Annotated in this window: 19 protein-coding genes; 5 read left to right on the top strand and 14 right to left on the bottom strand. The window is 66.3% G+C overall.

The window, feature by feature from the left end; all coding sequences use genetic code 11:
* Positions 1–10 precede the first annotated feature (10 nt).
* Positions 11–1,936: an XrtA/PEP-CTERM system amidotransferase gene (locus AC1D29_RS03760; protein ID WP_477894557.1), complete on the bottom strand. Its 1,926-nt coding sequence runs from the start codon at positions 1,934–1,936 to the stop codon at positions 11–13.
* Positions 1,937–2,162: 226 nt separating this feature from the next.
* Between AC1D29_RS03760 and AC1D29_RS03755 the strand changes: the two genes are divergently transcribed.
* Genes AC1D29_RS03755 through AC1D29_RS03740 form a run of 4 tightly spaced genes read left to right on the top strand, consistent with a single transcriptional unit; the run spans position 2,163 to position 6,442 of the window.
* Positions 2,163–2,543, top strand: coding sequence for a GtrA family protein (locus AC1D29_RS03755; protein WP_477894556.1), 381 nt, complete (start codon positions 2,163–2,165; stop codon positions 2,541–2,543).
* Positions 2,544–2,556: 13 nt separating this feature from the next.
* Positions 2,557–3,588: a glycosyltransferase family 2 protein gene (locus AC1D29_RS03750; protein ID WP_477894555.1), complete on the top strand. Its 1,032-nt coding sequence runs from the start codon at positions 2,557–2,559 to the stop codon at positions 3,586–3,588.
* Positions 3,589–3,600: 12 nt separating this feature from the next.
* A complete protein-coding gene (locus AC1D29_RS03745; protein ID WP_477894554.1) occupies positions 3,601–4,794 on the top strand; it encodes a glycosyltransferase 87 family protein in 1,194 nt (397 codons plus the stop codon).
* 4 nt (positions 4,795–4,798) lie between these two features.
* Positions 4,799–6,442, top strand: coding sequence for a hypothetical protein (locus tag AC1D29_RS03740; protein WP_477894553.1), 1,644 nt, complete (start codon positions 4,799–4,801; stop codon positions 6,440–6,442).
* On the opposite strand, the gene AC1D29_RS03735 is transcribed toward AC1D29_RS03740, so the two are convergent.
* The 11 genes from AC1D29_RS03735 to AC1D29_RS03685 all read right to left on the bottom strand — a co-directional run bounded on the left by AC1D29_RS03735 (position 6,397) and on the right by AC1D29_RS03685 (position 19,467).
* Entirely contained in the window at positions 6,397–7,548 is a 1,152-nt protein-coding gene (locus AC1D29_RS03735) for a TIGR03088 family PEP-CTERM/XrtA system glycosyltransferase (RefSeq protein ID WP_477894552.1), read from the bottom strand. The genes AC1D29_RS03740 and AC1D29_RS03735 overlap by 46 nt on opposite strands.
* Positions 7,545–8,825 (bottom strand): nucleotide sugar dehydrogenase, encoded by a 1,281-nt coding sequence (locus tag AC1D29_RS03730; protein ID WP_477894551.1) that lies wholly within the window; start codon positions 8,823–8,825, stop codon positions 7,545–7,547. Before AC1D29_RS03730 ends, AC1D29_RS03735 begins: the two co-directional genes overlap by 4 nt.
* Positions 8,826–8,866: 41 nt before the next feature.
* Complete coding sequence (gene xrtA / locus AC1D29_RS03725) at positions 8,867–10,414, bottom strand: exosortase A (RefSeq protein ID WP_477894550.1); 1,548 nt, start codon at positions 10,412–10,414, stop codon at positions 8,867–8,869.
* Entirely contained in the window at positions 10,414–11,607 is a 1,194-nt protein-coding gene (locus tag AC1D29_RS03720; protein ID WP_477894549.1) for a TIGR03087 family PEP-CTERM/XrtA system glycosyltransferase, read from the bottom strand. The genes xrtA and AC1D29_RS03720 overlap by 1 nt, the downstream gene beginning before the upstream one ends.
* Complete coding sequence (locus AC1D29_RS03715) at positions 11,604–12,653, bottom strand: FemAB family XrtA/PEP-CTERM system-associated protein (RefSeq protein WP_477894548.1); 1,050 nt, start codon at positions 12,651–12,653, stop codon at positions 11,604–11,606. Before AC1D29_RS03715 ends, AC1D29_RS03720 begins: the two co-directional genes overlap by 4 nt.
* Positions 12,653–13,540: an XrtA system polysaccharide deacetylase gene (locus tag AC1D29_RS03710; protein WP_477894547.1), complete on the bottom strand. Its 888-nt coding sequence runs from the start codon at positions 13,538–13,540 to the stop codon at positions 12,653–12,655. The genes AC1D29_RS03715 and AC1D29_RS03710 overlap by 1 nt, the downstream gene beginning before the upstream one ends.
* A gap of 22 nt (positions 13,541–13,562) precedes the next feature.
* Positions 13,563–14,669, bottom strand: coding sequence for an XrtA/PEP-CTERM system-associated ATPase (locus tag AC1D29_RS03705; RefSeq protein WP_477894546.1), 1,107 nt, complete (start codon positions 14,667–14,669; stop codon positions 13,563–13,565).
* A gap of 26 nt (positions 14,670–14,695) precedes the next feature.
* A complete protein-coding gene (locus AC1D29_RS03700; RefSeq protein WP_477894545.1) occupies positions 14,696–16,222 on the bottom strand; it encodes a TIGR03016 family PEP-CTERM system-associated outer membrane protein in 1,527 nt (508 codons plus the stop codon).
* Entirely contained in the window at positions 16,203–17,186 is a 984-nt protein-coding gene (locus AC1D29_RS03695) for an XrtA-associated tyrosine autokinase (protein WP_477894544.1), read from the bottom strand. Before AC1D29_RS03695 ends, AC1D29_RS03700 begins: the two co-directional genes overlap by 20 nt.
* Before the next feature lies 1 nt (position 17,187).
* Positions 17,188–18,777: an XrtA system polysaccharide chain length determinant gene (locus AC1D29_RS03690; protein ID WP_477894543.1), complete on the bottom strand. Its 1,590-nt coding sequence runs from the start codon at positions 18,775–18,777 to the stop codon at positions 17,188–17,190.
* A 66-nt stretch (positions 18,778–18,843) separates the two neighbouring features.
* Entirely contained in the window at positions 18,844–19,467 is a 624-nt protein-coding gene (locus AC1D29_RS03685; RefSeq protein ID WP_477894542.1) for an XrtA/PEP-CTERM system exopolysaccharide export protein, read from the bottom strand.
* Between the two features lie 248 nt (positions 19,468–19,715).
* Here AC1D29_RS03685 and AC1D29_RS03680 point away from each other — a divergent pair, with 248 nt between their 5' ends.
* Positions 19,716–21,341 carry an FAD-binding oxidoreductase gene (locus AC1D29_RS03680; RefSeq protein WP_477894541.1) on the top strand — a complete coding sequence of 542 codons (1,626 nt, stop codon included), beginning with the start codon at positions 19,716–19,718 and terminating at the stop codon, positions 21,339–21,341.
* Positions 21,342–21,348: 7 nt separating this feature from the next.
* Here the strand turns inward: AC1D29_RS03680 and AC1D29_RS03675 are convergent, their stop codons facing one another.
* Positions 21,349–22,050 carry a hypothetical protein gene (locus AC1D29_RS03675; RefSeq protein WP_477894540.1) on the bottom strand — a complete coding sequence of 234 codons (702 nt, stop codon included), beginning with the start codon at positions 22,048–22,050 and terminating at the stop codon, positions 21,349–21,351.
* An 82-nt stretch (positions 22,051–22,132) separates the two neighbouring features.
* Positions 22,133–23,005, bottom strand: coding sequence for a PEP-CTERM sorting domain-containing protein (locus tag AC1D29_RS03670; protein WP_477894539.1), 873 nt, complete (start codon positions 23,003–23,005; stop codon positions 22,133–22,135).
* Between the last annotated feature and the right edge of the window lie 169 nt (positions 23,006–23,174).

Genomic DNA, 23,174 nt, shown 5'->3' with positions numbered 1-23,174 from the left:
CCTTGTGATTTCAGGCCGCGGCCCGGGTGGGCACGGCGGCGGTGCCCAGGCCCGCATTGCGCAGGAAGGCGTCAAACATCAGCAGCACCCACAGCGGCTGGGCATGGTCCATTGCGCCGCGCTCGTGCTGGTCCAGCAGGCGGCTGATGACGGTGGGGTTGAACCAGCCGGTCTGGGCCAGCGCACCGTGCTGCAGCGCCTGGCGGGTCTGCTCGCGCAGCGGCCCGCGCAGCCAGCGCGCCAGCGGCACGGCGAAGCCCATCTTGGGCCGGTACAGCACGTCGTGCGGCAGCATGGGCTCCAGCGCCTTCTTGAAGATGTACTTGCCTTCCTGGCCACGCAGCTTCAGCGCGGACGGCAGCGTGGCCACCCATTCGACCAGCTTGTGGTCCATCAGCGGCTCGCGCACTTCCAGGCTGTGCGCCATGCTGGCGCGGTCGACCTTGGTGTTGATGTCGCCGGGCAGGTAGGTGTGGATGTCAAGGTACTGCACCAGCGCGAGCGGGTCATCCGTGCCCGACCGTTGCGCGTGCTCGTGGAAGATCTCGCTGGCATGCCAGCCCTGCAGCTCGCGCTTGAAGCCGTCGCTGAACAGCTCCTGGCGCAGCGGGTCGCGCACCAGGCCCATGGTGTTGAAGTAGGCGTCGACCGAGTTGCGGGCGATGGCCTGGAAGGTGGTCTTGGCGCGGAACACGCGCGGCGCCCAGTCGGCCTTGGGGTAGAGCTTGGCCAGCGGGCCGAAGACGCCCCGGCGCAACGCGGGCGGGAAGGCGCTGCGCATGCGCTCTTCCATCATGTGCATCTTGTAGCGGCGGTAGCCGCCCAGGCTTTCGTCGCCGCCGTCGCCGCTCAGCGCCACGGTCACGTGCTTGCGCGCCAGCTCGCAGACGCGGTAGGTGGGGATGGCCGACGAGTCGGCATAGGGCTCGTCGTAGAGATGGGCCAGCAGGTCGACCAGGCCGAAGTCGTCGCTGCTGACGGTCTCGACGCGGTGATTGGTGCGGTAGCGGTCCGCGACCTGTTGAGCGAACTGCGTCTCGTTGAACTTGGGATCGTCGAAGCCGATGGAGCAGGTGTTGACGGGCTGGTCGTCCAGCTGCGCCATCGCAGCCACCACGGCGCTCGAATCCACGCCGCCCGACAGGAAGGCGCCCAGCGGCACCTCGGCCTTCAGGCGCAGCTTGACCGACTCGGACAGCTGGCGGCGCAGCTCCTGCGCGGCCTCTTCCTCGCCGATCTTGGCGTCCAGCGTGAACTTGACGTCCCAGTAGCGCTGCGGCGTGCCCAGCGCCTGGCCGCGCTTGACGAGCAGGCGGTGGCCCGGCGCGAGCTTCTTGGCATGCTTGTAGATGGTCCCGGGATCGGGCACATAGCCCAGCGCGAAATAAGCCTCGACGGCGCGCGCGTCGATCTCCTGGCGCAAGCCGCCGTGGGCCATCAGGCTCTTCAGCTCAGAACCGAACAGCAGCCAGCCGTCCTCGGTCAGCGCGTAGTGCAACGGCTTCACGCCCAGGCGGTCGCGAGCCATGAAGAGGCAGTCGCGCTTGCGGTCGTGGATCATGAACGCGAACATGCCACGCAGGTGGTGCACGCAGTCCTCGCCCCAGTGCTCCCAGGCGCGCACGATGGCTTCCGAGTCGCTCTTGGTGCGGAACACATAGCCGTGGCCGCGCAGCTCGTCCATCAGCTCGAGATAGTTGTAGACCTCGCCATTGAAGACCAGGGCCACCGACTTGTCGTCGTTGAAGATGGGTTGCTGGCCTGTCGCGATGTCGATGACCGACAGGCGGCGGTGGCCGAAGCCCACGCCGGGCTCGATGTGCAGGTCACCCTCGTCCGGGCCGCGGTGGTGCTGGGACTCGTTCATCCGGTGCAGGCGGTCCCGCTCGGGGAGGCGCTGGCCGCGGGTGTCGAACAGACCGGTGATGCCGCACATGGGTTGGACCTGATTCAGCCGTGGAGGAACCCACGCCGGCGCGGCGCAGGGAAAGGCGGATTCTTACCGAGCTTGGTGACGCCACCCGCGTATCCGGCCGCCCGGCGTGACGTCGCGCACGGGTTCACCCCCTGTACGGGGGATGCCGGGCCCTCGGGAGGCGGGATCGTCGTGCGTCCGCGAGCGCCGATACTTCGGCGCCCGTTACCAAGCCGCCGTCCAAGCCTTGATCGCCCAGCTGTTCTCCTTCCTGTCCGTCGGCGTACTTGCCACGCTGCTGCAATACCTGCTGACAGCCGGGTTCGTGCTGGCGGGCTGGCTGCCGCTGGTAGCTGCGTCGACGGTGAGCTTTCTGATCAGCGCCGCGTTCAACTACTGGGCCAACGCACGCCTGACCTTTGCCGCACAGGGCAGCCATGCCAGCAATCGCGCCCAGCAGCTGCGCTTTATGGCCATGGTGGCGGTGGGCTGCGCGCTGAACGCCGGCCTGCTGCGCCTTGCCGTCGCCTTGGGCCTGCATGCCATACCTGGCCAGCTGATCGCCACTGCCGGCGTGCTGGCCAGCAATTTCGCCCTCAGCCGCCTCTGGGTGTTCCGCAAATCTTGACTGCCTTCCAGCCATGGACCTGATCAATCCCGCCCGTTTCGCCCGCGCCAGCTGGGTCGTCGAGCAACCGCCCGTCGTCAACTTCGTGCTGCCCTGCTACAACGAGGAAGCCGTGCTGCGCGAGACGGCCAGCCGCCTCGGCGTGCTGCTGGGCGAGCTGAAGGCCGAAGGCCTGATCGCGCCGGCCAGCTCGGCCTACTACATCGACGACGGCAGCCGCGACGGCACCTGGGCGCTCATCGAGACGCTGGCCCGCGAGCGCAGCGACGCCTGCGGCATCAAGCTCAGCCGCAACCGTGGGCACCAAAACGCGCTGCTGTGCGGGCTGATGTCGGTCGGCGGCGACGCGCTGATCAGCCTGGACGCCGACCTGCAGGACGACCTGTCCATCATCCCGGACATGATCCGCGCCTTCCGCAACGGCAGTGAACTCGTCTACGCGGTGCGCCGCCGCCGCGACACCGACACCTTCTTCAAGCGCTTCACCGCCGAGGGGTATTACAAGGTGCTCGCGGCCATGGGCGTCGAAGTGGTCTTCAACCACGCCGACTACCGCCTGATGGGCCGCCGCCCACTGGAGGCGCTGCGCAGCTACGGCGAGACCCACCTCTTCCTGCGCGGCATGATCCCGCAGCTGGGTTTTCGCAGCAGCGTCGTCGCCTTCGACCGCGCCGAACGCTTTGCCGGCGAATCCAAGTACCCGCTCAGCAAGATGCTGAGCCTGGCCTGGCGTGGCGTCACGTCGTTCTCGGCCGCGCCGCTGCGGGCCATCACCGGCCTCGGCGCGATGGTCTCCATCGTCAGCGTGGCGTTCGGCCTGTGGGCGCTGGCCATCCGGCTGTTCACCGACGTGGCCCTGCCCGGCTGGGCGTCCACGGTGATCCCGATGTACCTGCTCGGCGGCATCCAGCTGCTGAGCCTGGGTGTCATCGGCGAATACCTGGCCAAGGTCTACGAGGCCAGCAAGCAAAGGCCGCGTTTCCATGTCGAAGCCATCGCGGGCGCCTGGTCGTCAGGCGAGTCGGGCCCGACCGACGCCGCCTAGGCAGTTGCGGTCATGACACCCTCCCTACCGGATCAACCGCTGGCCACGCAGACGCCGCGCCGCAGCGTGGCCATCGCGGCGCTGCTGGCGCTGGCCGTCTTCGCGGTGCTGGGCCGCTGGTGGCACTGGGATTTCCTGTCGCGGGACGTCGCTCATTTCCTCTATCCCTGGATCAACCACCTGGGCCAGCACGGCTTCAACGGGCTGGCGACGGTCGAGGCCAACTACAACCCGCCCTATCTCTACCTGCTGCTGATCGGCAAGAGCCTCCTGCCGCAGGCCAGCCCGGAAGACGTCACCAAGCTCATCTCGACGCTGTTCGACGTGGCGCTGGCGCTCGCCGCGGCGGCGGCCATCCACAAGAGCGCCCACTCGGAACGGCGGTTGCTGCTGTTCTTCGGCGTGCTGGCCCTGCCCACGGTCTGGCTGAACTCCGCCACCTGGGGCCAATGCGACGCGATCTACACGTTCTGGCTGCTGGTCGGGTTGCTGCTGGTCGAACGGCAACGCCCCCTGTGGGCCAGCGTCGCCTTCTCCACGGCCGTGGCGTTCAAACTGCAGACCGCATTCGCCGGCCCCGTGCTCGTGGCGGCACTCTGGGCGGGCCGCCAGCGTGTCGCAGCGGTAGCCGCGGCGGTCCTTGCCTATCTGGCCTGGATGCTCCCCAGCGTGCTGGCCGGTCACACCTGGGTCGGCGCCTTGAGCGTCTATTTCCAACAGGCCACGTCGGAGTCCGAGCTGTCCTATGGCGCACCCAATCTGTGGACCTTGGCGAAGTATGCGTTTGCAAATCCGCAGGCGCAGCGTGTCGCGCTGATCGCCGGGCTCGTCATCGCGGTCGGGTTTTCATTGTTCTGGATCGCGTTCAGCCTGCGCCTTCTGCGCAAATCTCCGCAGCACGTGCTGGCACTGGCCTGCACCAGCGCGATGGTCGTGCCGTTCCTGCTCCCAAAGATGCACGACCGATATTTCTATCCGGCCGACATCCTGACGCTGGTGCTGGCCGCGCGCGACCGGCGCTGGATTCCCATCGCCTGCCTGGTGCAGCTGGGTTCGCTGACGGCCTACCTCGGCTATCTGACCGACCTGCCTGGCCCGCTGGTGCGCCCCCTCGGCATTGCCGCCAACTGCGCCGCCGTGGTGTTGATGGCCAGGTACTGGCTGCAGATCACCCGGCAGGACGCGACCGCCCCGTCACTCACGTAGCGCCATGGCTCATACGAAACCAAGAAGATTCAGCCTTGCCACCACGCTGGTCGCTTTTGCCGTTGCGGCAGCCTATGCGCTGCTGTGCTCGCGCATCAAGGTCGATGACGTCGACCGCTACTGGCATGAACTGGGCGCCAACAGCTTCTTCTGGGACCTGGGCCATCTGTGGATGCAGCCGCTGGCGATGCTGCTCTACCGCGCCAGCGGCGGCCTGCTGGGCATCAACCACAGCCTGGAAGCCATCAATGTCGTCTCGGTGGGCCTGGGCTGTGCGGTGTTCTTCGCGACGCTGCGCGAAGCCGGCCACAGCTTGTGGAAGAGCGTCGCCACCGTCGTCTTCGTCGCGGCCAGCTTCAACCTGGTCACGCTGGGCCCAACGGCACACATCAAGCTGATGGTGTTCCCCGCCCTGGCGCTGGCGTTGCACCACGCGTTGCGCTGGGAGCGGGCCGAAGCTGCGGGTGAACCGGGCCTGCGCGACATGGTCACCAGCGCCGCGTGGTCGGGCATCGGCGTGAACTTGCTCGTCAGCGTGCTGCCGCAGGCGCTGCTGCTGGCCTTGTTCATGCTGATCCGCGGCACGCGCCGCAATGGCCTGGCCAAGGCCGTTCGCGACACACTGCCCTACGCGGTCACGCTGGCCGTCGTCGGCTTCGCACTGCTGCTGGCGGCCTATGCCACGGCGCGCCAGACCGGCACGACGAATGCTCAGGACCTGCTGGGCTTCACGCTGGGTGGTCTGAAGGAAAAGCAGGCCTTGCAGAACTGGCTGGTCTCCTGGAAGGAGATGCCGCTGCGCTTTGCCTTCAGCTTGATCAACAACTTCGCCTTCCTGCCGTCGCTGGGCACGCTGGGCCGGGCCTACATGTGGGGCTGGCTGCCTGACTTGAAGGCCGTGCTGCCCTCACTGCTCGGCCAAGCCCTGCTGGCGGCGCTCGTGGGCGGGCTGCTGCTGGCGACCTTTGTCACCGGTGCACGCCAGGCTCTGCGCAAGACCGAGCCGGGGTTGCTCTCGCCCTGGGCCTTCGTGCTCGGCGCGGCAGCCTTCTCCTATTACTACAACCTCAACGATCCCGAGCACTGGTTCCAATTCACGATGCCGGTCACCGTGCTCGCACTGCAATTGCGCCGGCGCTGGCTGGACGCCTGGCTGCTGGGTGTGGCGATGCCGGTGCTGCTGGTCGTCAACCTCGTGGGCTACGGCATCCCCAAAGCCCGCTTCGCGCTGGCCGAGCGCCAGCAGGCGTTGCAGACGGCGCTGGGACCCCAGGGGCTTTACGTCGGCTTTGCCGCCTATCCGGGCGAACCGGACAGCAGCTTGTTCGACACGCCCGGCATCGAGCGTTTCAACATCGACCTCGTGCAGATGAACGAGACCAAGGCCGATGTGCCCGCGCTTCTGGCTGGTCTCGACACGCATGTGGACGCAGCCCTGGCGCGTGGCGGCCGGGTGCTGGTGTTCCGTGCATTGGACGAGCAAGACTGGCGTGGCCCCGTCATGCAGGTGGCCCTGGGCGGTCTGCCGCGCGCCAAGCTGCGCGAGCATCTGGCTGCCCGCTACGCCATCAGCGGGCCGATCGACGCCGGCGGCTTCCCGGCCTACGAGCTGCGCCCGCGCGCCGCCGAAGCGTACAAGGCACCGTAGGCGGCGATCATGTCGTCCAGGCTGAACTGGGCGCGTGCGCGCGCCAGTGAGGCCTGGGCGAACCGCCGGCACAGCGCCGGCTCGTTCACGAGGCGCGCAAGGGCTTGGGCCAGTGCGCCGTCATCCCGGGCCGGCACCAGCAGGCCATTGGTACCCTGCTCCACCAGCTCCGGGTTGCCGCCCACGTCGGTCGCCACCGGCGTGCAACCGCAGGCCATGGCTTCGAGCAGCGTGTTGCTGATGCCTTCCGACTGCGAGGGCAGCGCGAAGATGTCGATCTGCGGCAGCAATTCAGCAACGTCACTGCGGTCACCCGGTAGCCAGGCCTGATCGGCAGCGCCAGCCTGGGCCAGGCGCTCGCGCGCCGCATCGAGCAGTGGCCCGCCACCCAGCATGACAAGCCGCAGGCGGGGCCAGTCGGCCGGGCTGAGTTCGCGCAGGCGCAAGAAGGCGTCCACGAGATTCAGCGGGTCCTTGACGGCCTGCATGCGGCCCACGGCGCCAATGACGAGATGCTTGCCGCGACGATACGGCCAGGCCTCGGGCGCTGTCACGGCCGGCGCAAACCGCTGCGTGTCGACGCCATTGCAGATGCGCAGCACGCGCTCGGGCGCAAAACCCACCGGGCCGGTCAAATAGGTTTCGATGGCCTTGGACAGCGCGACGAAGCGATGCGTGCCCGCGCCGTAGACACGCCGCAGGCGCTGGTTGGTGCGGCTGACGCCGCCGAGGTCGTTGACGTCCCAGCCGTGCTCACTGTGCAGGCGCAGCGGCACGCGCGCGGCCCAGGCCGGCAGCTGGAATTCCATCGCGCCGAGGTTGCGCGTGTGCACGACGGCCGGCCGCAGCCGACGCAGCAACTCGTAGACGCGCGGATAGAGCCAGAAGCCCTGGCCCGGCGGCTTGTTCAGCGCGAAGAACTGCGTGTCCGGCGCGCTGACCCGTTCTTTGAACGGGGTGATTTCCGTCACCGCGATCACCGCATGCCGGAAGGCCGGCAGGTGGTTGATCAGGTTGACGACGCCGTTCTCCAGCCCGCCGGTGTCAAAACGGTTCAGCAGGTGGGCGACCAGCGGCCGCGGGTCGGCGCCGCCGGCTGGGTTCACAGGCGCCAGAGACGGAAACCCGCGTCCACCAGCGTCTTGGCGTCGAAGGCCGCCTTCACGTCGATGAAGGCGCCGCCCTTGACGAGCTTCTTCCCGAGGTCCTCGACCGACAGGTTCGCGTACTCGCGGTGCGACACGGCGGCAACGATGGCGTCGGCGCGGGGCAGTTCGTCAAAGGGCATCAGGCGCACGCCGTACTCGTGCATGGCCTCGTCGGCCTCGGCCTGGGCGTCGGTCACGAAGACCTCGACGCCATAGGTCTTCAACTCGTTGATGATGTCGATGACCTTGGAGTTGCGCAGGTCGCCGCAGTTCTCCTTGAAAGTCAGGCCCAGCACGTTGACGCGCGCCCCCTTGATGTAGCTGCCGCTGGCGATCATGTGCTTGATCGTCTGCTCGGCGATGAACTTGCCCATGCCGTCATTGATGCGCCGGCCGGCCAGAATGACCTGCGGGTGGTAACCCAGCATGTCGGCCTTGTGGGTCAGGTAGTACGGGTCCACGCCGATACAGTGGCCGCCGACCAGGCCCGGCTTGAACTTCAGGAAGTTCCACTTGGTGCCGGCAGCCTCCAGCACCTCCGTGGTGTCGATGCCGAGCTTGTCGAAGATGATGGACAGCTCGTTCATCAGCGCGATGTTGAGGTCGCGCTGCGTGTTCTCGATGACCTTGGCGGCCTCGGCAGCCTTGATGCTGGACGCGCGGTGCACGCCGGGGACGATGATCTTCTCGTAGACCTTGGCGACCGCGTCGAGCGTCTCGGGCGTGTCGCCGGAGACGATCTTCAGGATCTTGGTCAGCGTGTGTTCCTTGTCACCCGGGTTGATGCGCTCGGGGCTGTAGCCGACGAAGAAGTCCTGCTTCCATTTCAGGCCGGACTCGCGCTCCAGCACCGGGATGCAGACCTCCTCGGTGGCACCCGGATAGACCGTGCTCTCGTAGACGACGATGGCGCCCTTCTTCATGTTGCGGCCGACGCTCGTGGAGGAGCCAATCAGCGGACGGAAGTCGGGGATGTGGGCTTCGTCGACCGGCGTGGGCACGGCGACGATGATGACGTCGGCCTCGGCCAGCATGGCGGGGTCATCCGTGTAGATGGCGTGCTTGGCGGCCTGGACTTCCTCGTCACTCAGCTCGCGGCTGGGGTCGGTGCCACGCTGGCAGGCCTCGACCTTGAACTTGGCGATGTCGAAGCCGATGGTGCGCATCTGCTTGCCAAACTCCACCACCAGGGGCAGGCCCACATAGCCGAGGCCGATGACTGCGAGCGTATTCATGGGTCGTTTCTCGTTGCTGTGATTTTTGGGAGCTGTGATTGTCACGGCTTGTGCGTGGAATCGCGATCACGGACCCCGCTCAAAGCGGTGTCCAACGCGGCCCAGTGCCGTTCCAGAAACTCTCTGAGCCGCGCATCGTCCGCGCCGGCCTGCGCCTTGTCGGCGTAGACAAAGACGACGGCCGCGTCGTCGCCGCGCCCGAACAGGCTCAGCGACGCGCCGTAGAGCTTGGCTTGCCAGTCGCTGACAAAGGGCTTGCCGTTGATCCAGTAGCTTTGCCAGACACGCAGGCGTGGCGCGTTACTGCCGTCGCCGCTGACCGCGGCCAGCGCCTGGCCGCGCAATTCGGCGGTGCGCCAGCTCTGCCCGCCCAGTGCCGTCAAGCCGGACACCGTGCGAACCCAGTCCTCGCCATGAACCAGCTCGTTGACCGACGTGACCAGCTGGCGGCCGTAGCGTTGATCCCGGTAGTAGCCGATGTACAGGCCGACGGACGGTCCACCCGCGACCGGCTCGTAATGCCCGTGCAGCTTCGCCGCGGCATTTTGAAAGCTCGGGGTCCAACTGCTCAGCGGATCGGGCTTCCAAACCCACCCGGGCAGTTGCGGCGCCGCCAGTTGAGGTGCGCCGTGAGCACCGGCACCGCTGGCATGGATGCGCAGCCCTGTCGGCAGGGCCAGCAGCAGCAAGACCGCGATCAGCACGGTCGCAAGGCGCTGCGTTGCCGCCGGCCGTTGCGCCTGGCCGGGCACGGCGGGCAGCGGATCGGCGTCGGGATCGGTCCAGCGCGCGCCGATCATGAACATCGCCAGCATGATGATGCCGAAGAACACCCAGCCGTAGATGATGTGGTCCACACCGACGGCCAGCGTGTTGCCCGACAGGTGGCCCAGCATGACGATCATGTAGGCCCGCAGCCAGTTGCCAATCAGCGGCGTGACGATGGCCACGCCCAGAAAGGCCCAGCGCTTGCGATAGCTGCGGTAGTTCAGATAGGCGAACAGCGTGCCCACCATGACCGACGCCATCAGATAGCGGATGCCGCTGCAGGCCTGCACGACCGACCAGGAGCCGGACGGGATGATGAACTGGTTGCCCTCGCGGAACACCGGTATGCCGGTCGCCCGCAACGCGACCACCGTGAAATCGGCGGTGCGGTCGATCAGCCAGGGCGTCAGGAAGTCGCCGAAGGGCACGGCGAAGAACAGGAAGCCGAGCGGGAAGGCGATGCGCCGTGCGGCCTCGGTGCCGAGCAGCGCGGGCACCACGGCGACGATCATGCCCATCAGCGCGAACTGCGTCGCGGCATTGGCGGCCGCCAGGTCGCCCAGCAGCCACAGCAGGCCCAGCGGCGGCATCAGCCACAGCCAACGCAACGACGGCTGGGGCACGAGCACGGCCAGATCGGCACGCCGGCGCCACACCAGCCAGGCCGAAATCGGCGGCACCACCCAGGCGTGGGCGAAGGTCTCCGAGCGGTTCCAGATGACCACCATGGCCTCGCCGGTGTCGTAATACAGGACCGCCAGCAACGCCCAGGCCAGCAACAGGCCGAGCAGAGGCAGCCGCCAGGGCTGGGGCAGTTTCATCACGCGGCCTCCAAATGCCGATCCAGGCCGGTCAAATGCGCATCCCAGCTGTAGGCGCCCAGCACGAAGTCACGCGCGCTGCGGCCCGCCGCGTCGGCTGCCGCGCGGTCGGCGAGCCACGCGCCGAGTCGCTCGACATAGCCGGCGACGTCATCCGCCGCTTGCAGACCGGCCGGCGCATCGGCGGCGATCGCCTTCACACAGGTGCCTGCCGCGACGACCGGACGGGCCATGGCCATCGCCTCCAGCACCTTGTTCTGGATGCCGCGCGCCAGCCGCAGCGGCGCGACGACGGCGGCGGCATGTTGCAGATAGGGCCGAACGTCGGGCACCGTGCCGGTCACGTTGATGTGGGCGGCGGCCAGCGCCTGCACGGCCGGCGCCGGGCTGCGGCCGACAATGTGAAAGCGCAGTGCCGGGAAGCGCTCGCGCAGCGTCGGCAGGATGTCACTCGCGAACCAGGTCACTGCGTCGACGTTGGGCCAGTAGTCCATCGCGCCGGTGAAGACCAGCGGCAGTTCAGCGGCTGCAAACGGGCTGACGCGCGCGGAGTCGGGCGTGAAGAAGTCGGCGTCGACGCCGTTGCCCAAGGCCGCGAGGCGCAGCGGCCGGCCGGGGCTCAGCTCGCGGAACAAGCCCACTTCGTTGTCGGTGACGAAGAAGCTGCAGGCGGCGTCGCGCGCGACGCGCTGCTCGAAGCCCAGCAGCTTGGCGAATTCGCGCCGGTACAGCCAGGACATCGGCCAGGCATGCTCGGGCGCGTAGTCGCGCCACTTGGCCGAATCGACGTCGACGAAGTCCACCAGCGTCTTCACGCCGCGCAGGCCACCCGTGTATTGGGCCATCACACCGCTGAAGACGACGACGGCGTCGAAGCCGACACGCGCGGCCGTCTCGTCCACCCAGGCCTGCAGGCCTGTATCCCGGTAGTAGGGCAGGCTCAGCGCTTCGCCACTCAACAGGCCGCGCAAGCTCAGCAGCTTGGCGAGGCGCGGGTTCAGGCGTGCGACATGCAGGCTGGCACACAGTTCGCGCACGCGCGGCAGATGCACTTCGTCATCGGGGTCGTCAAGGAAGGTGCCCAGATGGACCTCGTGCCGCGCCGCCAGATGCTTGAGCAGGTGGTAGGAGCGCACCTTGTCGCCCTTGTTGGGCGGGTAAGGCAGGCGGTGGACGAGGTAGAGGATCTTCACCCGAGGCTCTTGACGATGAAGGGCCCGAGCCAGTTCGCCACGCCGATGGGCAGCTTGCGCCAGGCCTTGATCATCAGCTGGTACTTCGGATTGTTCGGGTTGTTCTGGGGGATCGCGTCGCGCTTGAACAGCCGGTACTCGTAGCTCAGCGGCTGGGGTTCGAAACCCCAGTTCTTCTTGAACGCATAGGGGCCGGTGCCCTGCTTGCTGCGGCCGTAGTCGAAGACCTTGAGCCCGCGCGCGCAGGCGCGGCGCATCAGTTCCCAGTACTTGAAATCGTTGGCGGCAAGGTCGCGCGCGGCCTCGTCATCGCCGGCGTAGTAGGGCAGCACCTCGTCGCGGAAGTAGAAGCTCAGCACGGTGGACAGGGGCTTGCCGTCCGGCCCGGTGACGGTCAGCACTTCGGCGTCGGCACCGAACTCGTCAAGCAGCGCCTGAAAGTATTTCTTGGGCATCGCCGGCGTGCCGTGGCGATGCACGTTGTCCGCGTAGAGGTCAAAGAAGCGCTCGACACCGGCGTCGATCTCGGCCTTCAACTCGTTCTTGATGCCCTTGCGCACCATGGCCCGCTGCTTGCGCGGGATGGCCAGCATGTTGGCCTCCTCGTCGGGCAGGATGGCCTTGCGGAAGGTCACATAAAGGTCCTGGCGCGGCCAGTCAGCGTGGCGCGTCTCGCCGAGGTTGCGGTATTCGAGGTGCTCGGCGCCCTGCCCTCGGGCGATCTTCTCGGCCTCGGCTTCCAGCGCCGCGGCGGCCTCGTCGTTCAGCGCAGCGACGCCGCCGTAAACGGCAAACGGCAGGCTGGTGACCGCGTGGCCGAACAGCCGGCTCTTGACCTCGGCGAGCGGCAGCACCCCCTCGATGACGCCATCGCGTTCAGCGTAGAGAAAGAAGCCGCGGTGGCCGAAGACGCGCTCGATGACGCGCAACCAGCCGCTGCGGTGGAAGAAGGTGGCCTGCGGGTGGGCGAAGACGAACGCGTCCCAGCGCGCGGACACAGCCTTGTCCTGCGCGGCAAGACGCGCAATGTGAAGGGCTGCGCTCATCAGGCGGGGCTCAGCGAGGGTGCCGGTGCGCGCGGGCTGGCTTCGCGCCCGAGGAAGATCTCGTCCATCCGGCCCCAGCGGAAATCCTCCAGCAGCCGCGCGATGCGGCCGTGGGTGCGCGGGATGTTGACGTAGTGGCGAAAGCGAGTTTTCGCATTGATGCCTGCCACGCGCGGCTGCTCGGTGTCGATCTCCCAGGGGTGGAAGTAGAAGACGGCCGGCTCGCCATCGGTCTCGTTGACGCGGCGGATCATCCAGCGCGACAGCGCATAGGGCAGCAGCCGGAAATAACCACCGCCGCTGCTGGGCAGGTTGCGCGAGCCGATGCGCAGCGTCGTCACCGGGATCTCCAGCAAGCCGTCGCGCACCGGATAGGCGAAGCGCGGCGAGTCGGGCATGCCGTAATGGTCGTGCGCGATGGGGTAGACGCTGGAGGAATAGCGGTAGCCCGCGTCGCGCAGCACGTCAAAGGCCCAGAGGTTGCTCTTGCCGATGGAAAAGCTGGGCGCGCGGTAGCCCACGACGGGCACGCCGCCCAGGTCTTCGAGCAGCTTCTTGGCGCTGGCGATGTCTTCCAGGAAGGCCGCCGGGCTCAGGTCGCTGGCGCGTTCATGGCCATAGCCGTGGCTGGCCAGCTCGTGGCCGCCGGCCACGATGGCCCTGACCAGCTGCGGATAGCGCTCGGCGATCCAGCCCAGCGTGAAGAAAGTAGCCTTCACCTGCTTGTCGGCCAGCAGCGCCAGGATGCGCGCGATGTTGTGTTCGACGCGGCATTCCAGGCCGTTCCAGTCCTCGCGGCGGATATAGGGCGCGAAGGCCGAGACCTGGAAGTAGTCCTCCACGTCAATGCTCATCGCATTGCGCAAGGCGGGGGTGGGCGTGGGCATCAGCATGACGATCTCGCTCGATTCAATGCTGCTTGACCGCGTCGACCAACTTCTGCAGCAGCGCCAGCGTCTGCAGGTTGATGCGCTCCAACCGCATCATGCTGCGTTCCAGGCGCTGCAGGCGGTCGGTGTGGTGGTCGGCGCTGAGCGCAGCGATTTCGGAGGACAAGCCCTCGACCTCAGCCACGCTCATCTTCAGCCGGCTCACGTCCAGCGCGCCGGGCTCGCTCGGCGAACCGTCCAGTGCGCCGGGCCGGCTGTCGGGCAGCCGGGACGGCACGCTGTCCAGCGGGCTGACGTCGCTGTTGCGCGGGATCTCGCTCTCCTGGGCGATGTCGCGCAGCACCTCCTTCACGTCGGCCAGCGTCAGGTGCGTGCGCCCCTGCATGAAGCCCAGCAGCAGCAGGCGGTCACAGAGCCGGTTGATGCGGCGCGGGATGCCGTTGCTGGCCTTGTGGATGGCCGGGAAGGCGTCGTGGTCGAAGGTGGGCTTGCCGATGGAACCCGCGCATTTCAGGCGGTGTTCCATGTAGCGCTGGGTCTCATCCTCGTCCAGCGGGCCGATGTGGCAGGTCGCCGCGACGCGCTGGCGGAACTGCTCCATCTCGGGCCTTTGCAGGATGCCGCGGAACTCGGGCTGGCCGACGAGGAAGGTCTGCAGCAGCGACTGGTTTGCGAACTGGAAGTTGGACAGCATGCGCAGCTCCTCGACCGCGCGCGGTGTCAGGTTCTGCGCCTCGTCGACGATGAGCAGGCAGCGCTTGCCCTGCGTGACCTGGTTGACGAAGAACGCCTCCAGCGTCATCAAGAGCTCTGACTTGGGCGCGTCCTTCACGCGCACGCCGAAGGCGGCCCCCACCATGCGCAGCGTGTCCTCGGCGTCGAGCTGGGTCGTCACGACGTTGCCGATGACGACGTTGCTGCGGTTCAGGCTGTCCAGCAGGCCGCGCAGAAGCGTCGTCTTGCCGGCGCCGATCTCGCCAGTGATGACGATGAAGCCGTCGTTGCGCAGCACACCGTAGTCCAGATACGCCTTGGCCCGGCGATGCTGCTTGCTGCCGTAGTAGAAGTTCGGGTCCGGGCTGAGCTGGAATGGCTTGCTGCTCAGGCCGTAAAAGGCTTCATACATGTCGGTGGAGCCCGGGTCGTTTCATGTCAGAACTGTTGGGTCAGGCTAGCGTAGACCGCATTCTCGGTGTAGGGCGTGACACCTTCGAAGCGGCTGTGGCGCGCCCCGAGTTGCGTGCTGAGCCGCGGCCCGAGCAGGGCGTTCCAATTGGCAATCAGGCTTGTCAGCTGCGTGGTCTGGGTGCTGAGATCGCCCGCCGTCTCCTGCCGCGAGGCCGTCAGCGAAATGCCCGACTGTGGCGTCAGCTGGTGGCTGCCGGACAGCGAATACGAGCGCTGTTCGATGCGGGCGCTGCTGGCGAGGCTGCCCCCGTTCTGGTTGTTGCCCAATCGGCTTGTGATGGCGCGGGTGACCTGCGCCGACAGCGTGCCGCGCACACCCTGCATCGTGACGCCGAGCAGTTGGCTGCGTAGCTGGCTTGGGCCCGTCGACAGGAAGCCGCCCGCCACCGGCGCGTCAGGAGACAGCCCCTGCGACTGCAGGTAGGCGCGCACCAGCGTGTCGCGCTTGATCGGGTCCGGCTCCAGCGATGTGAACAACAGGAAGAACTGGTCGTAGTTGCTGCGCACACCGCCACCCGCGCCGGTGTTGCCGATCATGACGTTCTGCGTATCGGCCAGACGCCAAACCGAGCGCGACATGCGATGCTCGAGCGTCAAGCCATGGCTGTTGCCGTAGTTGTGGCGCTGCCAGTCTGCGCCAATGCGGGTGCGCGGCGTCGGCGTCCATTCCGCAGTGGCGCCAGACGTCGCACCGTTCTGCGAGCCGGAGCCCAGGTAGTCGTTGCGTTCGCGACCAGCATTGACCGTGAAGCCCCAGTCCGGGTCGGGCCGGTAACTCAGCCCCACCCTGAGCGAGTCGTTGCGGTTGGACGAGGCCGTCTTGACGCGCTGCGTGCTCGCCTGCAGCCACCAGCCCAGCACGCCGGCATTCAATTGGTTGAGCCGCAGCGAAGCCCCGGTGCCGTGGCTGTCGCCGAGGCTGGTGCCGCGCGCTTCGGTGCGCGTGAAGTCGCCGCGCAAGTCATACGTGGCCAATCCGCCTATCACGCCGCGCAGGGATGGCGACACGCTCAGCGTGCCGGTCTCGTGCTGGTTGGCATTGGCGAGATTGGAGGCGCCGCCGCCCTGTGAACCCAAGGTCGGCGCGCTCTGCGTGCCGAAGGCCGAGGCGCTCTGCTGGCCGATGCTGGCTCGCGCCTCGACGTACAAGGTGTTGCTGATCAGTTCGGCCTGAAGGCTGGCCGACAGGGCGTTCTGCACGCGCGAAGGCTGGTCGGTCTTCACATAGGCGATGCCGTTCAGCGAATAGTCCAGGCTGCCACGCCAGCTGCCGCCGTTGCGCGCCAGGCTGACGCCGGGCGACACCGTCGTGATCAGCGCAGCGTCCTTGTTCTGGTCGTCCAGCCGCAGGTTGTCGGTCCAGGTCTGCGTCACCGCCAGCCGCGGCTGGACGACCGTGCCCCCGGACGCGGCCTGCTGGCCGTGCGCCGCCATCGCGCTGGCGGCGAGTGCGAACGCTAGGCAGTACGGCTCAGCTCTGCGCCGAGTCATTGCTGCCATATCCGTAGCCGTATCCGTAGCCGTAGCCATAGCCATAGCCGTAGCCATAGCCACCGGCGGCATTCGGGCTGGCCTGGTTGAGCAACATCATCTTCACCGGGCAGCTCTCGATGGCCGCAAGCGCCTGCTGGACCGCGCTCTGCGCGGTCTTCTCGGCGTGGACGACGATGATGATCTGACCCATGTGGGAGGCCAGCACGCGCGACTCGGTCGTCAGCAGTAGCGGCGGCGAGTCGAAAATGATGATGCGGTCCGGATAACGCTTGGCCATGTCATCGAGCAGATGGCTCATCGAGTCGCTGGCGAGCAACTCGGTCGCGCGCGGGTGTGGTGTGCCGCTGGGCAGGATGGTCAGCTTCTCGATGTTGGTGCGCAGCAGCACCTCGGACATGTCAACGCGCTCTTCCAGCACGTCAAGCAGACCAGGGCCTTGCGGCAGGCCCAGCATGCGCAGCACGGAGGGGCGGGCCACGTCGGCGTCAACCAGCATGACCGTGTTGTCGAGTTCGGCGGCGATGCTGAGCGCGAGATTGATGGACGTGAAGCTCTTGCCCTCGCCCGCAAGCGCGCTGGTCACCATCAGCAGGTTGGCATGATTGATGGTCGCGGCACCCTTGCCCATCGCGTTTTTGATCAGCGGCCGCTTGATGACGCGGTACTGGTCACCGGTCTGCGACCGCGGCGTGTGCGGCATCAGGAAACCCTGCGCGGCCAACGCGACAACGTCCAGCTCAACGCGCTTGGACGACGGGTGGTCGCCATCGTCCAGCACCGAGATGCCGACGGGACGCGGCGCCTCAGACGTCGAGGCCCGGGCTGCAGGGGCCGCTACGGGTATGGGAGGTGCTACAGGTTCGGCGGCGGGCGGCGCGGCCTGTTCATCGCCGGGCAGCACCACGCCGGCCTGCCGCAGTTGCTCGAGCCGCTGGGCGGCCTGTTCGATCAAGCTCGTCATGTCAAACCACCTGCCGGCTGAGTTGTACGGCCAAGACCGTCAATGCGACGGCAAACATCACCAGCAAGCCCCCGGCGCCGGCCGAGAAGCGAATCAGGTCCACGCGCTGGCGCGACCGGTCGGCATCGGTGACCAGCCGGGTCACGACACCCAGGATGGGCAATTCGACGCGCGCGCGCAGATCGTCCGCGTCGTGGAAGACCGGCCGCAGATGGCTGGCCGCCAGGGTCGTGAAGAGCCCGATACCCAGGGCAGCAGCCATCGCACCGGCCAGCAGCAGCAGGCGGTTCGGTGCGACCGGCTTGGGGTTGGCCCGCGGCGGATCGATGACACGGAAATCGGCGACGCCGGAGGCGACGTCCAGTTCCCCCGAAATCGAGGCCTGCTCGCGCCGTTGCACGAGGTCTTCGTAGTTTCTCTTCTGGATCGCGTAGTCGCGGTTCAGCTGGGCGGCCTCGGCCTCGACCTGGGGTGCCGTCTTCAGCGCCGCCATTGCCTGGGTGTAGCGGCCCGAATATTCGTCGACCCGGGCGCGCAACGAGGCTACCTGCACCTCGGTCGTCGCCAGGATGCGAACCATTTCCTGGACAGCCGGGTTGCCCCCTGACTGACCCGCCGAGACGGTCGGCATGTTCATCGCCGCCTTGCGCAATTCGGCCATCTCGCGCTTGCGCTGCTCTTCAAGGTCCTTGATGAGCTTGCGCGTCGTGATGATGTCGGGATGCTGCTCGGTGTAGCGCTGCAGCAGCGCGTCGAGGTTGCGACGGTACTCGGCCAGGCGGGCATCCAGCTCTGGCGTGCTGATGTTGGCCGCCGACTCCTGGATCAGGCTCTGGGTCGTCGTCGGCGCGCCATTGCGCGCTTTCTCGGCCTCCAACTGCGCCTTTGCCGCATCGCGTGCGTTCATGGCCTCGCGGTACTCAAGGCGCGCACGCTCCAGTTGGCCGCTGATTTCGGCGATGCGGGTTGCCGAGTCCTTGCCATCGCCAGACATGTTGGAAAGATTCTTGAGCCGGAACTCCTTCAGCCGCGTCTCGGACTCTTCCAGCTTGGTCTCGTAGGTCTTGATCTGCTCATTGATGAAGGTTGTCGCCGTCGAGGTGTCCTTGCGCGTCGCACCAAGGCTGGACTCCACGAAGATCGACACCAGCGACTGCACGACACGCTTGGCCGTCTCGGGATCGCTGTCCCGATAGCCAAGGATGTAGAGGTTGTCGCGGCCGCTGCTCTGGATGGACAGGCTGCTGGTCACCGACTCGATGGTGGCTTCCTGCTGCGCCTTGGATTGGTTCTTCAGGTCCAGGTCGGCCATGCGGACCAGTTTCTCGACATTGGGGCGGCTGATCAGCGTGCGGCTCAGCATCGTGACCTGTTGCTCCACGTTGGGCTGGACTGCCAAGCCGGACATCAGTGGCTTCAGGATGGATTGCGTGTCCACATAGATGCGGGCGCTGGCCTCGTAGCGGTCTGGCAGCGCAAACACCACCACGGCGCCGACCAGGCCGGTCACCCAGGCCACGACCAGACCAATCCAACGGTATTTCCACATCCGCCGGACGATGATCAGCAGCTGGACAATCAGCATTTCCATCGGGAACTGTCTCTGTTATTTCGATCTGCAGGAAAGGCCCGGCTCAACGCCGCAAGCCCGTCCGATTTAGAACAAGCTTTGCGGAATGATCAGGATGTCGCCCGGGCGCATCTCGACGTTGGCCGACACGTCGCCACGCTTGATCAGGTCCTTCAGGCGCACTGAATATTGCTTGTTGCCCTCTGCCGTGCGCAGGATGGTTGCGCTGTTGCCGGCCGCGAAATCAGTCAGGCCACCCACGGCGATCATGACGTCAAGCACCGTCATCTTTTGCTTGTAAGGCAGGAACTGCGGCTTGGCCGCTTCGCCGACGACACGGATCTGCTCGCTGTAGGGACCAACGAAGCCCGTGACGATGACCGTGACGACCGGATCGCGCACGTATTTGCCGAGTGCTTTCTCGACCTCTCGTGCCACCTGCACCGAGGTCTTGCCCTGCACCATCATTTCGTCGACCAGCGGCGCGGCGATCTTGCCGTCGGGACGCACTGGCACGGCCATCGACAGCTCCGGATTGCGCCAGACCATGATGTTCAGGTTGTCGCCTGCGCCGATGACATAGCTGTAGTCGTCGGAAGCCACCGTGGCCGGCGCGGGCGCCAGGTTGCCCGACCCCATCGACGCGCACCCCGCCAGCACCAGCGCCGTGCCGCACAACGCCAGCAAGCGTGCGGGTGCCAGGATCGACATGCGGGCAGACAGGACTCGGACGACAGACGGAACAAAGCGCTTCACGGGCAACTCCATAGTGTTTTTTCTGGCCATGACGGCCGGCCTCCGCCACGCGCCAGCGGGCTTCGAAGTCAGGCGGGCGCAAGTTAGCAGGACATGATGCCATAGCCCAGTCGCGCGACTGCATCGCGACCCCCTCGACTGAATGACAATGTTCACCGAAAAAGCCGCGGCAATTCCGCCCGCGCTCATCACAGGACGCTCACATGCTCACGCCTCAGCAAGCTGCCATCGACGCCTGGCGGGGTCAGCTGGGAACTGAGCGGGTGCTGGTGGGGCCCGCAATCCCGGAGCGCTACCGACAGGACACCAGCGGTTGCCAGTCGGCGCCGCTGGTCGTTCTGCGCGTCGCCGATGCCAAGCAATTGCCGGAACTGATGCGCATCGCCGTGCAGCATCGCCAACCTGTACATCCCATCAGTACCGGCCACAACTGGGGCTACGGGAGCGCCCTGCCCACGGCAGCAGGGGTGGCGCTGATCGATCTCGGCGAGTTGTGCGCCATCCTGGATTTCGATGCGGAGCTGGGCGTGGTGACCGTAGAGCCAGGTGTCACGCAGGGGATGCTGGCCGAATACCTGGATCGCAACGGCCACGACTACATGGTCCCTGTGACGGGGGCCGGTCCGAGTTGCAGCCTGCTCGCCAACGCACTGGAGCGCGGCTACGGCGTCACACCGCATGTCGATCACTTCGGCGCAGTCACCGAGCTCGAGGCAGTGCTGGCTGACGGTAGTATTTACCGCAGCGCGTTGCGTGAGACCGGCGGGGATGAGCTGGCACGACTGTTCAAGTGGGGCATTGGCCCCTACATGGATGGCCTCTTCACGCAGAGCGGCTTCGGCATCGTCACCCGCGCCAGCATCGCGCTGGCGCCCCGGCCGGAATGCACGAAGGTGTGCCTGTTCAGCTTGGCAGACGACGCGCTACTGGAAGCCGCCGTCGACCGGGTGCACCGACTCCTGGCCGACCTGCCTGGCACGCTCGGCGGCATCAACCTCATGAATCGACACCGGGTGCTGGCGATGACAGCACCCTACCCCGCCACCAACCAACTGGACGCCACCGGGCTGATGCCGCCAGCCCTGGTTGAGCAACTCGGCCGCGCCTACCAAATCGCCCCTTGGACCGGCTTTGCAACCCTCTACGGCCGGCCGCGCATGGTGCAGGCTGCTCAGCGGGAGATTCGCAAGGCGCTCAAGGGCGTCGCCAGCAGGCTGCTTTTTCTGTCACCGCGGCAGGCCGGTTGGTTGTCCGCGCTGGCTGGTCGGCTACCCGGATCCATCGGCGCGCGGCTGGGCCGCACCGCAGCCACACTGAATGCCTCCCTGTATCTCGTGCAGGGTCGCCCAAACGAGACCGCCCTGCCGCTGACGTATTGGCGCGCCCGCCTGCCTCAGCCCGCCGCGGGCCGAAACCCAGCCCGGGATGGATGCGGTCTGCTCTGGTACGCACCGCTGATCCCGATGCGCGCGACCGATGTCAGGCGGTTCGTCAACTTCGCTCGCAAGGAACTTCCCGCCTTGGGGCTGGAGCCGCTGATCACGCTAACCAGCCAGGGCGACCGCCTGTTCGACAGTACCGTGCCCCTGCTCTTCGACCGGCAAGACAGCGCCGCCTCAGCAGCGGCCAGCACCAGCCTGGAGCATTTGATCGAGAGCGGTCGAGCTCAGGGGTTCTATCCGTATCGGCTGCATGTCCAAAGCCAGGCCGCACATCTGGCGCGACAACCCTCAGGCGCGGACGTGGTGTCTCGGCTACGTCAGGCGCTCGACCCCCATGACCTGCTTGCGCCTGGCCGGTACGCCCCCCGCCATCAAGGAGCGGACTGAGTCGACGTCAACGCGCCGACAGTCCTTGAGGAACCGACACCGCAGACGACATCCACGGCAATACCAGCCGGCGAAAGAACAGGCCGATGCCACCCCACATGGTGACAAACCAGGGAGGCACGCCGCCCGGAATGTCGATGGGATAGAACCACTGGCCGGCATGCACTCCCACGTACTCGACCAAGGTGCCGAGGATCACCATATGTCCGACATACGCGAGATCCAGTCTGTCGTGGAAGAAATACAAGGCGACCAATAGCAGCGTGGCCGTCGCGCCAAACAGCAGCATTTGATTGGTGATGACCGCAAAGGCTGCCGCAAAACCCAGGCCCAAGGCCCAAGCCAAGGCCGTCTGCGGCTTCGCTGGCGCCGCCCCGCCCCACAGGCGATAGACATGCAGCAGATAGAAGCCCCACATCAGGAACTCGTAGGCCGGCATACCCAGCAGGTCGGGCTCACGGAACTGGAAGATGCCCTGCTTCAGCGCGGAGGCGTTCATGCCAGTGAAAAACAGGCAGACACCGGCCACCATCAAGATTTCAGCGGTACGCAGCGGCAAGAACAGCAGCGCCCAGAGTACGAGCAGCACCAGCGCCTTGACCGTGGTGCCAGGCACCCAGGCCAGCACCACCAGTGTCACTGCAACCTGCAGCGCAGCTTGGCGTAGCCGAGTTGCGTGATCCAAGGCGAGGCCGGCATTCGTCATCATGAATTTTTGGAAACAGACAAACGAATCTACAACAAAAAAGCGGCCTCGAATGAGGCCGCTCTTGTCAAACAGAGCTGACTGATCAGGCCGACTTGCGACGACGAGCCAGACCCGCACCAACCAGACCCAGACCGACCAGAGCCAGCGAAGCGGGCTCAGGCACGACAGCAGAGCCGACGACAGGATCGTCGATCTTCAGCTGCCAACCGCCGGATGCCGGGGTACCACCAGCTTGCGCGAACGTGGCGCAAGACGACGTACCAACCGTGCAGAAGGTGTTGTTGGCATTCAGGTCAGCAGCGCCGCCGATGAAGCCATTCGTGTTGAAACGATTCAGTTCCGAACCGCCCGTCACAGCCAAATAGCCTTGCGCGTTGCCACGCAGGGGATTGGCGGTCTGCAGGTTGCCGTAAACCGTGGTGGTACCCGGGTTCAGAGGATCAACGCCAGGCACATAAACGGTGTCAAGCAGCAGACCGCCAGCACCGACGTTGCTCACGCCGTTATAGCAATTCTGATTTGCCGCGCAACCACCACCAGCAGCGGCATAGCCACCAATGCCTTGGGTGAAGCCGCCAGCCAGAGCCGAGCTGCCGAGCGGGTTGATGTAGAAGCTCGCCGAACCGCCGATGGCAGACAGCACGCCGCCGCCGAGGAACGGTTGGAAGTTGGAGACCGTGATGCCACTGAACGCACCAGTGATTTCAGCGCCGTTGTCGCCATCGGCCCAGATGGTGGTTTCGTTGAAACCGATGGTCTGGATCGACGTAATCTTCAGGACACCGAAGTTTTGGCTGCCAACGTTCAAGCCGTTCGAGAACGACTCAAAGCCCGTCAGCTTGATGCTGAACGCACCGTCCCAACCGGCGGGAACATTCTTGAAGCTAAAGGTAGGCGCCGCCTGTGCAGCGCAAGCAGCCAGACCCAGGGCGAGGGCGAGAAGCTTGGATTTCATGGAAAAACTCCTTGCGGGATGTTGATTTGGCCAGCGACGCTTGCCAGTCGGATCAATTAAAGCAGGGTCCGTGCCAACCCACTCAAAACACATCTAAATGGCTGATTCTTATGAAAAATCTCCGGGAGCCGCTAATCAGGCCAGCCCACTGAAGCGTGAGCTGTAAAGA

The sequence above is a fragment of the Roseateles sp. P1_C6 genome (assembly GCF_056406315.1).
Note: the sequence above shows the minus strand (reverse complement) of the source record. Positions and strands in the feature narration are given on the sequence as shown.